13 protein-coding genes are annotated in these 13,980 nt (G+C 73.1%); 5 read left to right on the plus strand and 8 right to left on the minus strand.

Annotated elements, in window-relative coordinates; translation table 11 throughout:
- Window positions 1–34: 34 nt before the first annotated feature.
- The 3 genes from IE134_RS02870 to IE134_RS02880 are packed head-to-tail and all read right to left on the minus strand — an operon-like array spanning window position 35 to window position 2,834.
- Window positions 35–853, minus strand: coding sequence for an ABC transporter ATP-binding protein (locus tag IE134_RS02870; protein ID WP_030709390.1), 819 nt, complete (start codon window positions 851–853; stop codon window positions 35–37).
- Entirely contained in the window at window positions 837–1,889 is a 1,053-nt protein-coding gene (locus tag IE134_RS02875; protein ID WP_098016398.1) for a taurine ABC transporter substrate-binding protein, read from the minus strand. Before IE134_RS02875 ends, IE134_RS02870 begins: the two co-directional genes overlap by 17 nt.
- A gap of 54 nt (window positions 1,890–1,943) precedes the next feature.
- Window positions 1,944–2,834 (minus strand): ABC transporter permease, encoded by an 891-nt coding sequence (locus IE134_RS02880; RefSeq protein ID WP_098894339.1) that lies wholly within the window; start codon window positions 2,832–2,834, stop codon window positions 1,944–1,946.
- Window positions 2,835–3,370: 536 nt separating this feature from the next.
- Here IE134_RS02880 and IE134_RS02885 point away from each other — a divergent pair.
- Genes IE134_RS02885 through IE134_RS02895 form a run of 3 tightly spaced genes read left to right on the plus strand, consistent with a single transcriptional unit; the run spans window position 3,371 to window position 5,904 of the window.
- Window positions 3,371–3,880 carry a SigE family RNA polymerase sigma factor gene (locus IE134_RS02885; protein WP_030709396.1) on the plus strand — a complete coding sequence of 170 codons (510 nt, stop codon included), beginning with the start codon at window positions 3,371–3,373 and terminating at the stop codon, window positions 3,878–3,880.
- A gap of 9 nt (window positions 3,881–3,889) precedes the next feature.
- The gene (locus tag IE134_RS02890) at window positions 3,890–4,828 is read left to right on the plus strand and encodes a hypothetical protein (RefSeq protein WP_189429487.1); all 939 of its coding nucleotides are present in this window, start codon (window positions 3,890–3,892) and stop codon (window positions 4,826–4,828) included.
- A complete protein-coding gene (locus IE134_RS02895; RefSeq protein WP_189429489.1) occupies window positions 4,825–5,904 on the plus strand; it encodes a DUF3152 domain-containing protein in 1,080 nt (359 codons plus the stop codon). The genes IE134_RS02890 and IE134_RS02895 overlap by 4 nt, the downstream gene beginning before the upstream one ends.
- Window positions 5,905–5,924: 20 nt before the next feature.
- Here IE134_RS02895 and IE134_RS02900 read toward each other — a convergent pair whose 3' ends face one another.
- From IE134_RS02900 to IE134_RS02915, 4 genes are all read right to left on the minus strand, one after another.
- The gene (locus tag IE134_RS02900; protein WP_189429491.1) at window positions 5,925–6,584 is read right to left on the minus strand and encodes an imidazolonepropionase-like domain-containing protein; all 660 of its coding nucleotides are present in this window, start codon (window positions 6,582–6,584) and stop codon (window positions 5,925–5,927) included.
- 7 nt (window positions 6,585–6,591) lie between these two features.
- Window positions 6,592–7,791: a cyclic dehypoxanthinyl futalosine synthase gene (gene mqnC / locus IE134_RS02905; protein ID WP_030709404.1), complete on the minus strand. Its 1,200-nt coding sequence runs from the start codon at window positions 7,789–7,791 to the stop codon at window positions 6,592–6,594.
- A gap of 71 nt (window positions 7,792–7,862) precedes the next feature.
- Complete coding sequence (locus tag IE134_RS02910; protein ID WP_189429493.1) at window positions 7,863–9,899, minus strand: serine/threonine-protein kinase; 2,037 nt, start codon at window positions 9,897–9,899, stop codon at window positions 7,863–7,865.
- Between the two features lie 294 nt (window positions 9,900–10,193).
- On the minus strand, window positions 10,194–11,072 hold the full coding sequence (locus tag IE134_RS02915) for a menaquinone biosynthetic enzyme MqnA/MqnD family protein (protein WP_030709412.1): 879 nt from the start codon (window positions 11,070–11,072) through the stop codon (window positions 10,194–10,196).
- 285 nt (window positions 11,073–11,357) lie between these two features.
- Between IE134_RS02915 and IE134_RS02920 the strand changes: the two genes are divergently transcribed.
- Both IE134_RS02920 and IE134_RS02925 read left to right on the plus strand, forming a co-directional pair.
- Window positions 11,358–11,561 (plus strand): cold-shock protein, encoded by a 204-nt coding sequence (locus tag IE134_RS02920; RefSeq protein ID WP_003967102.1) that lies wholly within the window; start codon window positions 11,358–11,360, stop codon window positions 11,559–11,561.
- A 154-nt stretch (window positions 11,562–11,715) separates the two neighbouring features.
- A complete protein-coding gene (locus IE134_RS02925; protein ID WP_189429495.1) occupies window positions 11,716–12,540 on the plus strand; it encodes a MerR family transcriptional regulator in 825 nt (274 codons plus the stop codon).
- Between the two features lie 85 nt (window positions 12,541–12,625).
- Here the strand turns inward: IE134_RS02925 and IE134_RS02930 are convergent, their stop codons facing one another.
- The gene (locus tag IE134_RS02930; RefSeq protein ID WP_030709416.1) at window positions 12,626–13,846 is read right to left on the minus strand and encodes an amidohydrolase family protein; all 1,221 of its coding nucleotides are present in this window, start codon (window positions 13,844–13,846) and stop codon (window positions 12,626–12,628) included.
- Window positions 13,847–13,980: the final 134 nt, after the last annotated feature.

Here is a 13,980-nt window from a genome sequence, read left to right on the forward strand (position 1 = left end):
TTCTCCTCTCGTCGTACGGGGGTCGTACGGGGTGTCAGCTGGCCGCTTCGCGGACCGCAGTGCCGATCTCGGCGCGCAGCGCGGCGTACGCGGGCAGCCCGCGCAGTTCGTCGGGGTCGGCGCCGGTCCGGGGCAGGTCGATGGGGACGTCCAGGGCGACGGTCCCCGGACGGTTGGTGAGGACGATCGCGCGGGTGCCGAGGAAGACCGCCTCGTCGACGCTGTGGGTGACGAAGACCGACGTGGTCCCGGTCTCGGCGCTGACCGTGCGCAGGTCCTCCTGGAGCCGCTCCCGGGTCAGCGCGTCCAGCGCGGCGAACGGCTCGTCGAGCAGCAGGAGCCGCTTGCCGCCCGCCAGGGCTCGGGCGATGGCGACGCGCTGCTGCTGGCCGCCGGAGATCTGCCAGACGCGGCGGCCCGCCGTGTCCGCGAGCCCGACTCGCGCCAGCAGCCCCGCGATCCGCTCCGGCCGTTCGGCCCGGGGAACCCCCGCGTACTTCAGGGCGAGGCCGATGTTGTCGCCGACCGTCCGCCAGGGGAAGAGGCGCGGCTGCTGGAACACGATGCCCGCCTGGCTTCCCGGGTCCGGGCGCTCGCCGAACACCTCGACCGCGCCCTCGGTGGCCTGCTCGAAGCCCGCGATCAGCCGCAGCAGGGTGCTCTTGCCGCAGCCGGAGGGGCCGACGAGGACCAGGAACTCACCGGCCGGGATCTCCAGGGAGAGCGGGCCGAGGGCGGTGACCGCGTCCGCGCCCCGGCCGTAGGAGTGCCGGACGCCGGTCACGGAGACGACGGGGGCGCTCCCCGGCGCCTTGGCGGTCCGGGTCTTCTCGGTGTCAGGGGCTGACGGCATCGCTGAGCCCTTCCGCGTGGATGGCCTTGCGCAGGGTCTCGATGTCCGGCGCGGAGTCGATCTGCTTCTGGTCGACGAGGAACTGCGCGGCGCTGTGCAGGTTGTCCGCCAGGCCGCCGGCCTTGCCGGGGGTGCCGAGCCACTTCGCGTCCGCCTGCTCGGCGGGCTTGAGGAAGATGCCCTGCTTCAGCTGGGAGCCCGCCTCGGCCGGGCTGATGCCGAGCTGCTTGCCCACGGCGGCCGACGCGGCGTCCGGGTCGTCGTGGATCAGGTCGAGTGCCTGGGCCTGGGCCTTGCGCCAGGCGGGCAGCACGTCGGGGTGGGCCTTGAGGAAGCGGGTGGCGGCGACCCCGAGGTCGAGGGTGGGCTTGCCGTCCGCGGCGAGTTCACGGCTGGAGACGATGACCTTGCCGGTCTTCTTCAGCTCCTCCAGCGTCGGCAGCCAGACGTACGTGGCGTCGATGTCGCCGCGCGTCCAGGCGGCCAGGATGTCCTGCGGCTCCAGGTCGAGGAGCTGGACCTTCGAGGCGTCCACCCCGGCCCGGTCGAGGGCGGCGAGCAGGCTGTAGTGGGAGGTGGAGCTGAAGGGGGTGGCGACCTTCTTGCCCTCCAGGTCCTTCACCGAGGAGATCTTGGACCCGTTACGGGCGACGAGCGCCTCGTTGTCCCCGGCGACGTCGAGCACCCAGGTGACCTCGTACGGGATGTTCAGCGGCGCGGAGAGCCCCCGGGCCACCGGGCTGGAGCCGATGGCCGCGAGGTCCACGGACCCGGCGACGAACGCGGTGTTGATGCTGGCCCCGGAGTCGAACTTGGTCCACTTGATGTCGTAGCCGGGCAGCGCCTTCTCCAGCCAGCCCTTCTCCTTGACGATCAGGTCGCCGCTGGGGAACGCCTGGTAGGCGATGCGTATGGTCTTGCCGCCGTCGCCCCCGTCGCCGGAGCCGCCGCCCTGGCCGCACGCCGTCACCGCCAGCAGGGTGCCGAGGGTCACGGCGAGGAAGGTGAGGCGGAGCGGGCCGCGTGTTCGGGGCATGTGCGTGTCCTTCGTACGTCAGTGGGTGGAAGACCGGGTGGGAAAGGGGGGCGGTTACGCGTGGCTGCGCCACGGGGCGAGGCGGTCGGCCAGCAGGCGCAGGGCCGCGTCGATGAGCAGGCCGGAGATGCCGATGGCGAAGAGGCCGAGCACGACGGTGTCGGACTGGTTGTAGCGCTGGGCGTCCCGGATCAGGCCGCCGATCCCCGGTAGTCCGTTGACGGTCTCGGCGGCGACGACGGAGGAGTACGCGATGCCGAAGGCGAGCCGGACGCCGACGAGGATCTCGGGCAGCGCGGAGGGAAGCACGACGGAGGTGACGACCTGTCCGCGCCGGGCCCCGATCGCCCGGGCCGCCTCGACCAGGGCCGTCGGCGCGGACGCCACGGCGGACGCGGTGGCGACGGCGACCGGCGGCATCGCGGCGATGGCCAGCAGCCACAGCTTGGGCGCCTCGTCGATGCCGAACCAGATGATCAGCAGGCTGAAGTAGGCGAGCGGGGGCAGGGTCCGCAGGAACGCCACAGCGGGCTCCAGCACCACCCGTACCCACGGCAGCGTCCCCATGAGGACGCCGAGCACGAGGCCCGCGGCCACCCCCGCACCGGCCCCGATGAAGATCCGGCGGAGGCTGATCCCGAGGTGTTCGATCAGGGTGTGGCCCTGGTAGCCCCGGACGCCGTCGTGCGTGCCGGAGGTCTCCAGCAGCGCCCGCCACACGGCGGCGGGCGAGGGCACCAGGACCGGCGACCACAGCTGGAGCGCGGTCACCAGCTGCCAGCCGCCGAGCAGGACGGCGAGCGCGAGGACGCGCAGCCCGATCCGGCGCAGCAGGGCGGCGCGTTCGGGACGGGCGCGGCGGCCGTCGCCCTTGTTCGGCGGGCCCGGGGGCACGGGAGCGGCGGCTTCGGCGGTCCGTTCCCGCAGGGACGGGGAGGTCGGCATGAAGGGGTCTCCGGGGTCATGGAGCCTCGCCGGACCCGCGGGAGGCGGCAGGCCGGGAGGACACACGCGGGGGCGGCGCTGGGAACGCGACGATGCGAGGGGCGGGACCCGGAGGGGATCAGGCGCGGAAGGCGTGGATAGCGCTCAAGGTGCTCATACCGGGGACGCGCGCAGGCATCACGTGGGCATCGCGAAGGATGCCGCGGCCGGCATCAACAGGATGCGCTGGAGACGCGGCAGAGATCGATGTGGAGGCACTCCACCAGAAAACGATCGACTGTCACGGGCGCTGTTCTAGCACAGCGTTTCGCGCCCGCACCAGGATCCGCCAGGGAGTGAGACACCTCGGGACCGGTCCGTGGACGGGCCCGGTGACCTGTGGCCGGGGCCGTGGACCCGTCGGCGGGCGGGCGCACACACGTCTCGAACTGATCTTCACTCCTCTTCAACCTTTTCGGCACACGGGTGCTCTGTAACGGGTGGGAGTCGAGGAGAGCGAGAGAGGAGGGCGGATGCCGGCAGGGGCTCAGCCCGCCATGGCGGACGACGAGCGCGCCGCGTTCGAGGCGTACGCCAGGACCGGGCAGCGCCGCCTGTACCGGACGGCCTACCTGCTGTGCGGAGACACCGAGGGTGCGCAGGACCTGACGCAGACGACGCTCGCCAAGCTGTTCCAGCACTGGCGCAGGGCGAGCCGGGCGGACAACCTCGACGCCTACGCCAAGACCGTGCTGGTGCGCACCTTCGTGGCCGAACGCCGCCGCTCCGTACGGGATCTGCTCGCCCACAACCGCAACGCGCCCCGCCCGCAGCCCAATCCGGCGCCGGGCGCCGACCTCCGGGTCACCCTGCTGGCCCTCCTCGCCGAACTCCCGCCCCGGGCAAGGGCGATGGTCGTCCTGCGCTACTGGGACGACCTGAGCGTGGAGACCGTGGCGTCGCTGCTGCGGTGCAGCGAGTCCACGGTGAAGAGCCAGTGCTCGCGTTCGCTCGTCCGCCTGCGCGCCCGGATGGGCGACGTCCAGCTCTACTCCACCGGAAGCTGAGGGCCGGTCATGACCCCTGAACCGTACGAGCACCTGCCGCGCCGCACGCCTGACGAAGAGCCGGTCCGGGACGAGGAGTTGTTCCGGGAGGCCCTGCACCGGACGGTCGGCGCCCTGTCCCTCCAGCCCGATCTGGTGTCCGACGCCGTCCGGGAGGGTCACCGGCGGCGGGCCAGGAGCCGGGGGTACACGGTCGCGGGCGCGTTCGTCGCGGTGACCGCGCTGACCCTGGGCCTCTCCGTGCTCGGCCCCCGGCTGCTGTCGGGCCCGGAACCCGTGTCGCCCGCCGGACCGTCCCTCTCCCTGCCCGCCTCCCCGCCCACCCCGTCCCCCCGACGTACGGAGCAACCCCCCGACATGCCGAGCCCCACCGCCACCCCCGTGCCGACGGAGTCCGCGGCCGTGCCGCCCGCTCCCCCCGGGCCGCCCGCACCCTCCCTGTCGGTCCCGCCCGGGCTCGGCCCCGAGGAGGCCCAGCGCCTGGAGGCGTTCCGGCAGCAGGCGGCCCGGGCCCTGGACGCGCTGCTGCCCGCGTCGGTCGGGGACGTCCGGCCGGCCGACGACGACCCGGGGAGCTATGCGGGGCGGCGCGGCGGTGTCGTGCACGCCGTCCGGCTTTCGGTGGTCCCGGATCCGGGGAGCCCCGAGCCCGCCTGCCGCGACATCCCGGAGAAGGGGCTGACCTGCGTGGCCCTCACCCTGGACGACGGCACCCCCGCCCGGGCCTACCGGCAGGCCGTCGCGGACCGGGCGGTCACCGAGGTCTCCCTCCAGTACCGGTCCGGCCGCAGCACGGTGGCACTGTCGGTGTCGCCCGCGCGGTCCGGGGCGGGCGGCACGCCCGTCACCGTCGGGGACCTCGTCCGGGTCGCCGAGAGCCCGCGGTTCCGGGAGCTGATCGCGTACGCCGACGAGAACCCGGTGGCGTGGGGCGGGGCCGCCTCGTGACGCGCCGCCGCACGACCGGCACGCTGCCGCCCGCGTACGGGGAACCGGTCCGCGACGAGGACACGTTCCGGCTGCGCGTGCCGCCGCCCCGGGCCCCGGGTCCGGCCGGCAACGGCTCGCCGCCCCCTGCCCGTTCGGGCCCCGGTGCTCCCTCCGGGTCCGCTTCCCGCTCCCGGTCCCGGCCGGCCTCCGCTCCCCGGTCCCGGTCGGCGGCGCGGTCGCGGGTGCGGCGGCGGCAGCGGAACCGGCGGCGGGTTCTCTCGCTGGCCGTGCTGGTGCTCGCGGTGGTGGCGGGCGCGGCGCTCCTCGTCGGCCGGCCCTGGCGGCACGGCGGCGGCCCGGCCGACGCGGCCCCGGACCCGTCCCGTACGGCCCCGGCGGGCGGACCGGACAACGCCTCCGAACCGCTGGAGGACGCCCCCGAGCCCACTCCCCCGCCGACCCCCACCCCGACTCCGTCCGCCTCGGCCGGCGCGGACGCGTCCGGGGAAGGTGACGCCCTCGGCCCCGAGGACATCCCCGCCTCGGGGCCCGGCACGTTCACCGTGGCCCGTGCGGGCGTCACGCCGAAGGGCAGGGGCAGCGCCTACCGGGTCGAGGTGGAGAACGGCATCGGCGTCGACCCCGACCGGGCCGCCGCCGACATCGCCGCCGTTCTCGCCGACCCGCGCGGCTGGAGCCACGGCGGCGAGCGCTCGTTCCGCCAGGTCGCCGACGGATCGGCCGGGCTGGTGATCCGGATCGCCACCCCGGCGACGACCGACCGGGAGTGCGGTGCGTACGGCCTGAAAACGCGCGGCGAGGTCAACTGCCGGGGCGGCGAGAAGGTGATGGTCAACCTGAAGCGCTGGCAGCTCGGTTCACCGCAGTTCGACGGCCCCGTCTCCGAGTACCGGGCGCTGATCGTCAACCACGAGGTCGGCCACTGGCTGGGGCGCGGCCACGAGACCTGCCCGGGGAAGGGGCGTCCCGCGCCCGCGATGATGCAGCAGATCGACGGGCTGAAGGGCTGCGTCGCCAACGCCTGGCCGTACGACGCGAAGGGACGCTACCTGGGCGGCCCGAAGGTCCCGTGACGCCCGCCGGTGCACCGGCCTCAGCGGGCGCGGTGCACCAGCCGCCCTGCGAGCACGGTCGCCACGCAGGGCCGGGGCCCGCCCCCGTACAGCGCCGCCTCGTCGGGCACGTCGAAGACCGCGAGATCGGCCCGGCCGCCGACGGTCAGCGGGCCGTGCGCGGTACGGGCCAGATCGCCGCCCGCCGCGAAGGGGTCCAGGTCCGGCACCCCTTCCCGTACCGGAACGGGCGACGGCGCGATCCGGACGGCCAGGCCCGACCGGGCGACGGCCGTGCGCAGCGCCGGGTCGTCCGCGCCGAACGGGCCCACCAGGTGCGTGGTGCCGTGGCGCAGCATCCGCTGGAGCCCGCGCCGTACGCTGCCGGCCCGCCGGGTCGTGTCCATCGCCGCCGCCTGCCGCTCGAACTCCTCGCCCCACAGCGGGAGTTCACCCAGCTCGTCGGCCTCGCGCGGGTCCGGGTGGTAGCAGCGGGTGAGCAGCTCACGGGCCCGGTCCTGGCGCAGTCCGGGGGTGAGGAGGCCGGGCCATCGGCGGACCCGGGCGGCCGGGTGCGCGGCGGCGACCTCCGCGTACGGGCCGAGGGCGGCGATCCGGTCGCCGTCCACCGCGACCGCCCCGTCCGCGACGGCCGCCACGCCCACCGGGAGGACCAGGGGCGCGGCATGAATCGTCAGCACGGCTACGTCAGTTGGCGTTGAGGAGCTTCAGCTCCGGGTGGGCCGTGCCGCCCTCGATCGCGGTGGACGAGATGTGCGAGACGACGCGCTCGTCGACCGGGTCGTTCGCCGGGTCGTCGTGCACGACGAGGTGCTCGTAGGTCGTGGCGCGCTGCGCGGGGACCCGGTCCGCCTTGCGGATCAGGTCGATGATCTCCAGCCGGTTGGAGCGGTGCTTGGCCCCGGCCGAGGAGACGACGTTCTCCTCCAGCATGATCGAGCCGAGGTCGTCCGCGCCGTAGTGCAGCGACAGCTGGCCGACCTCCTTGCCGGTGGTGAGCCAGGAGCCCTGGATGTGGGCGACGTTGTCGAGGAAGAGCCGGGCGATGGAGATCATCCGCAGGTACTCGAAGAGCGTGGCCTGCGTGCGGCCCTTCAGCTTGTTGTTCTCCGGCTGGTAGGTGTACGGGATGAAGGCGCGGAAGCCGCCCGTACGGTCCTGGACGTCCCGGATCATCCTCAGGTGCTCGATGCGCTCGGCGTTGGTCTCGCCGGTGCCCATCAGCATGGTGGACGTCGACTCGACGCCGAGGCCGTGCGCGATCTCCATGATCTCCAGCCACCGCTCGCCGGACTCCTTGAGCGGCGCGATGGCGGTGCGCGGCCGGGCGGGCAGCAGCTCGGCGCCCGCACCGGCGAAGGAGTCGAGCCCGGCGGCGTGGATGCGGCTGATGGCCTCCTCGGCGGAGACCTTCGAGATGCGGGCCATGTGCTCGATCTCGGAGGCGCCGAGCGAGTGGATGACCAGTTGCGGGTACGCCTTCTTGATCGCGGAGAAGTGCTCCTCGTAGTACTCCACGCCGAAGTCCGGGTGGTGGCCGCCCTGGAACATGATCTGGGTGCCGCCCAGCTCCACGGTCTCCGCGCAGCGGCGCAGGATGTCGTCGAGGTCGCGGGTCCAGCCCTTGTCGGTGGCCTTGGGCGGGGCGTAGAAGGCGCAGAACTTGCAGGCCGTCACGCACACGTTGGTGTAGTTGATGTTGCGCTCGATGATGTACGTCGCGATGTGTTCCGTACCGGCGTAGCGGCGGCGGCGTACGGCGTCGGCGGCGGCGCCCAGTGCGTGCAGCGGCGCGGACCGGTAGAGGTCGAGCGCCTCCTCCGGGGTGATCCGACCGCCTTCGGCGGCTCGGTCGAGGACGGGCTGAAGGTCGGCCTTCTCGGTCACCGGGCTGTCACCTTTCGGCGGTTTTTTGAGGATCCACGGACCGATCCAGCGTACGCCAGCCCCTTGCGCGATCAGTCGCCGGACCGGGTGAGCTTCCCGTACGGGAGCCCCGCGGCGCGTTCCTCCGAGCGGTAGTCCAGGGTGCCGTCATCGGCGAGCCGGAAGACGAGGTCGGCCTCGGTGGCGGTGCACAGGCCGGGGGTGCTGGGGCGGTCCGGGTCGGTGGCCTCGCGGATGTTCAGCTCCTTCGCGGTACCGGAGGTGAGGGTGCCGACGCTGTTGCAGGTGACGGTGATGCCGAGCTGGGAGATGGTCGTGCTCATCCGGACGACCCGCTCCCCTCGCTCGCCCCCGGTGAAGACGGCGGTGAGCGTGCCGTGGGGCTGGCCGGTCGTCCTCTCGGTGACCGGGCCCTTCCAGGTGCCGACGTACGCCTTCGGCAGGGCGGTGGCCGGAGCCTCGCTCGCGTCGCCGGATGCGGAGGGCGTCGGCTTCTCCCCCGCCGGCGGGGAGGCGGACCTCGACGGGGTCGCGGCGGCGTCGCTGCCCCGGTCCCGGTCGGCGTCGCCGCCCGGGAAGAGGCCGTCGAGCAGACCGGTGCCGATCGTGACGGCCGCGAGCGCGCCCGCCACGGCCAGGGCGACGGTGCAGCTGACCCGGCGGCCGCGGCGCTCGCCGGGGGTCTGCCGGTTCTCGGCGCTGACGGTGAGGGAGAGGCGGGGGTCGCCGCCGCGCTGCCCCGGCAGGCCGCTCGCGCCGTGCGTGCCGTCGCCGCCCTGCCGGTAGGTCCCGGCGTGCGCCGGGGGCGGGGGTCCGGTGGGGGCGGACGTGGCACGCGGAGGCATCGGGGGCGGAGGAGGGGGCGGCGTCCCGTAGTCGTCCTGCGGATGCGGCGTCCCGTACGCGTCGTCCTGCGGATGCGGCGCCCGGAACGGCACGTCGTCCTGAGCCGTTTCTCCCGGCGCTCGACGCGACGCTTCCGCTGCCGCTTCTCCCGGCGCCCGTCGCGACGCTTCCGCTTCACCCGGCGCTTCCTGCGGACGCGGTGTCCCGTACGGCGCTTCCCGAGGGTCCTGGGCGGGCGGGCCGGATGCGTCGGCCCGGCCCGGTGCCACCTCCCCGGGCCAGGGGCGATGCCCGGCCCCCGCCCCGGCCCCCGCTCCCAGCGACGCGCTGCTGAACGGCACGGGCCCCGACTGCACCGGGGCGTCCTGCGGTTCCAGGTCCAGCAGCGCCACCGCCGACCGGCTCACCTCGCGCACCAGCCGGCCCGGCAGCCAGCCGCCCGCCACCATCGCCGCCGCCCCGCCGGGAGCGAGCGCCCGGGCGAGGTCGGCCGGGGCGGGGCGGTCCGCCGGGTCCTTGGCGAGGCAGCCCGCGACCACCTCGCGCAGTTCGCCCTCCAGGTCGCCCAGTTCGGGTTCCTCGTGGACCACCTTGTAGAGGAGTACGGCGGAGGAGTCGCCGGGGAAGGGGGCGGCGCCCGTCGCCGCGTACGCGAGGACCGCGCCCAGCGAGAAGACGTCGGCCGCGCCGGAGACGTCCCGGCCCCGGATCTGCTCGGGCGCCATGTAGCCGGGCGAGCCGACGGAGACCCCGGAGGAGGTGAGCGAGACGGCCGCGCCGAGGGCCCGCGCGATACCGAAGTCGATGAGGCGGGGGCCGTCCAGGGCCAGCAGCACGTTGGAGGGCTTCACATCGCGGTGGACGATGCCCTGCCCGTGGACGACGGCGAGCGCCTCGGCGAGGCCCGCGCCCAGGGTGCGTACCGCGTGTTCGGGCAGCGGGCCGTGCTCGGTGATCGCCTGGGAGAGCGGGGGGCCCGCGACGTAACCGGTGGCGACCCACGGCACCGGGGCGTCCGGGTCGGCGTCCAGGACGGGAGCCGTCCACTGCGCGCCGATGCGCCGGGCGGACTCCACCTCGCGCCGGAACCGGGCGCGGAACTGCTCGTCGAGGGCGAAGTGGGGGTGGACCACCTTGACCGCGACCGTACGTCCGCCCGCGCTGCGGCCGAGATAGACCCGGCCCATGCCGCCCGCGCCGAGCCTGCCGAGCAGCCGGTAGGCACCGATGGTGTGCGGTTCGCCCGCTTCCAGCGGCTGCATATGGACTCCCCCTGTGAACCCTGTGATCCCTGCGGACGGTGAAACCGTGGACGGTAATCCCTGGGGTCGGTCCGGACCCGGACCGAAGCCTAGGGGGCTCCTCCGGCGCGGTCACCGGGAAACGGCCGGACCATTCCCCCTTCTCCGGTCAGGAGGGGATCTTTTCGCCCCGGGGAAAGGCGCGAATGTGTTGTTCCGGAGCCCACCATTCACTGCCCGGTACGCCTATCCGGCAGACCTGTTCCGGGAAGGGGATAAGGGAATTCCTTCCTTTCCCGGGCGGGGCCGCAGGCTTCAGCCGCCGAGCAGCTCCACCCGGACGTCCGCCGGGTAGCCGGTGTCCGCACCCGTACGGCGGGCGAACTCGCGGACGCCGGCCAGCTGGTCCGGGCCGAAGCGGAAGTCGAGCGTCGTGAAGTACCGCTCCAGCACCTGCGCGTCGAAGGCCTCCCAGCGGGCCGCCTGCTCCGCGACCTTGGTGACCTCCTCCAGCGAGAGGTCCCGGGAGGCCAGGAACGCCTCGTGGACCTGGGCCGCCCGCTCGGGGTGCGCGGCGAGGAAGTCCTTGCGGGCCGCCCAGACGGCGAAGACGAACGGCAGCCCCGTCCACTCCTTCCACATCTGGCCCAGGTCGTGGACCTGGAGCCCGAGCCGGGGGGCGTCGTGCAGATTGGCGCGCAGCGCGGCGTCGCCGATCAGCACGGCGGCGTCCGCCTCCTGCATCATCAGGCCCAGGTCCGGCGGGCAGGTGTAGTAGTCGGGCCGGACGCCGTAGCGCTCGGCCAGCAGCAGCTGGGCCAGCCGCACCGAGGTGCGGGAGGTCGAGCCGAGCGCCACCCGGGCCCGGTCGAGCTGCTCCAGCGGGAGCTGGGAGACGATCACGCAGGACATGACGGGCCCGTCGCAGCCGACCGCGATGTCGGGGAAGGCCACCAGGTCGTCGGCGTTGCGCAGGTACTCCACGAGGGTGACCGGGCCGATGTCCAGGTCTCCCCTGATCAGCTGCTCGCTGAGCCGCTCCGGGGTGTCCTTGGAGAGCTCCAGGTCGAGCAGGGTTCCCGTCCGCGCCAGGCCCCAGTAGAGGGGGAGGCAGTTCAGGAACTGGATGTGGCCGACGCGGGGCCGGCTGCGACGGTCGTCGCCTTCGCGGGGGGAGACGGTTGAATTGTCCACATCGCGAGGCTAGACCCGCATCCCGCCACGAGCACCACCGGGGCCCGCGCAGCCCCTTTTCACGGGCCTCTCGCGGGACGCCCGGCGGGTCGATCAAACCTTCGGGTGAAGTGATCTTTCCCTCTACCGCTCTCCGGAGACTGCGTGCTAGGCTCGCCCGCAAGTTGCAGTTTGGTTTCCCTTGCAGTACAGAGCCTGCGGAGCATGTAACCCGCAGGCTTTTGTAGTTTTCAGACTTGTTTGCAGGTTCTGGAGCAGGGCAACCCTTTGGCCCAAGGAGGGCTTATGGCTACCGGAACCGTCAAGTGGTTCAACGCTGAAAAGGGCTTCGGCTTCATCGCCCAGGACGGCGGCGGCCCGGATGTCTTCGTTCACTACTCCGCGATCAACGCGTCCGGGTTCCGCTCCCTCGAGGAGAACCAGGTCGTGAACTTCGACGTCACTCAGGGACCCAAGGGTCCGCAGGCTGAGAACGTCACCCCGGCCTAGTTGCCCGGGTCGGTCGATCGCGGCCGCACATAGCAGTACCCAAGGAGCCCCGCTCCCCCGCTTCGGCGGAGGAACGGGGCTCCTGCCTGTATACGGCCCGCAAACCGGTACCGCTTGACCTTGACCCCGTGTGAAGGGGTGCAGTGGAGCCATCATGTTCACCATCGGAGACTTCGCCAGGTACGGACGGGTGTCGCCCCGCATGCTGCGTCATTACGACGCCATCGGACTGCTGCGCCCGGACCGCACCGACCCCGCCACCGGCTACCGCCTGTACGGCGCCGCCCAGCTCGCCCGGCTCAACCGGATCATCGCGCTCAAGGACCTCGGCTTCACGCTCCAGCAGGTGGGGGCGGTCCTGGACGAACAGGTGGGCCCGGAGGAGCTGCGCGGCATGCTGCGGCTGCGCCGGGCGGAGCTGGCGGAGGCGGCGGCAGCGGCTACGGCGCGGCTGGCCCGGGTCGAGGCGAGGCTCCGGTCGATCGAGAGCGAGGGGCACATGCCTGCCGACGACGTCGTGATCAAGACCGTTCCTGCGGTCCGGGTGGCCGAGCTGACCGGGACGGCCGCCAGCTACCAGCCCGAGGACATCGGGCCGGTGATCGGCCCGCTGTACGAGCGACTCTTCCCGCTCCTGGACGGCGCGGGCGTCCGGCCCACCGGCCCCGGCATCGCCCGGTACGAGGACGAGCCCGGGGGCGGCGGCATCGTCGTGCACGCCGGGGTGACGGTATCCGGCCCGGTGGGCGCGGTAGGGGACACGGGGGTGCGGGTGGTGGAGCTGCCGGCGTTCGAGGCGGCGGCGATCGTGCACCGGGGCGCGATGGACGACGTGCTGCCGGCGGCCCACACCCTGGCCCGCTGGCTGGAGGCCAACGGCTACCGCTCCACGGGGTACGCCCGCGAGGTCAACCTGGAGTGCCCGCCGGACCGGGAGCAGTGGGTGACGGAACTTCAGGAGCCGGTGGCGAAGGCCTGACGCGGCCGCCCGTACGGGGAGGGGGTCACGGCCTCCTCCCCGTACGGGCGGGGGTCACGACCTCCTCCCCGTACCCACCGCAGGCTCAAGGGCCCGCCCAGAGCCCGTCCTCCGTGAGCCCCAGCAGCTCGATGGCGTTGCCGCGCACGATCCGGTCCACGACGTCCGGGGCGAGGTGGCCCATCTGCTCCTCGCCGACCTCGCGGGAGCGGGGCCAGGTGGAGTCGGAGTGCGGGTAGTCCGTCTCGTACAGGACGTTGCCGACGCCGATCGCGTCGAGGTTCTTCAGCCCGAAGGCGTCGTCGAAGAAGCAGCCGTAGACGTGCTCGGCGAACAGCTCGGACGGCGGGCGGTGGACCTTGTCGGCGACGCCGCCCCAGGCGCGGTTCTCCTCCCAGACCACGTCGGCGCGTTCCAGGATGTAGGGGATCCAGCCGATCTGCCCCTCCGCGTACATGATCTTCAGGTTGGGGAAGCGTTCGAACTTGCCGCTCATCAGCCAGTCGACCATCGAGAAGCAGCAGTTGGCGAAGGTGATGGTGGAGCCGACGGCGGGCGGGGCGTCGGCGGAGGTGGACGGCATGCGCGACGAGGAGCCGATGTGCATGGCGATGACGGTGCCCGTCTCGTCGCAGGCCGCGAGGAGCGGATCCCAGTCGTCCGCATGTATGGACGGAAGCCCGAGATGGGGAGGTATCTCGGAGAACGCGACGGCGCGCACGCCCCGCGCGGCATTGCGCCGCACCTCGGCGGCGGCGAGTTCCGCGTCCCACAGCGGGATGAGGGTGAGGGGGATGAGGCGGCCGTGCGCCTCGGGGCCGCACCACTCCTCCACCATCCAGTCGTTGTACGCGCGCACCCCGAGGAGCCCCAGTTCGCGGTCCTTCGCCTCGGTGAACGTCTGCCCGCAGAAGCGCGGGAAGGTCGGGAAGCAGAGCGCGGACTGGACGTGGTTGACGTCCATGTCGGCGAGCCGGTCCGGGACCGAGAAGGAGCCGGGACGCATCTGCTCGTAGGTGATGATCTCCAGCTTGATCTCGTCCCTGTCGTAGCCGACGGCGGTGTCCAGGCGGGTGAGCGGGCGGTGCAGGTCCTCGTACACCCACCAGTCGCCCACCGGCCCGTCGTCGCCCTTGGCGCCCATCACGGGTGCGAACTTTCCGCCCAGGAAGGTCATTTCCTTCAGGGGCGCCCGGACGATGCGCGGGCCGGAGTCCGCGTACCTGGACGGGAGCCGGTCCCGCCAGACATGAGCGGGCTCCACCGTGTGGTCGTCCACCGAGATGATCTTCGGGAAGGTCTCCATGTGTTCCACGGTAGCGCCGATCTGACGACCCGTCAGTAATCGTGCGCGCATTCGCGACGGGCAGGGCACGGGGCGTGGTTCCCGAATCGTTGTCGAGGGCTTGTGCAGAGCGTCACCCACTGCTGACGAGTCCG

It is taken from the genome of Streptomyces rubiginosohelvolus, assembly GCF_014649875.1.
GTDB lineage: Bacteria > Actinomycetota > Actinomycetes > Streptomycetales > Streptomycetaceae > Streptomyces > Streptomyces rubiginosohelvolus.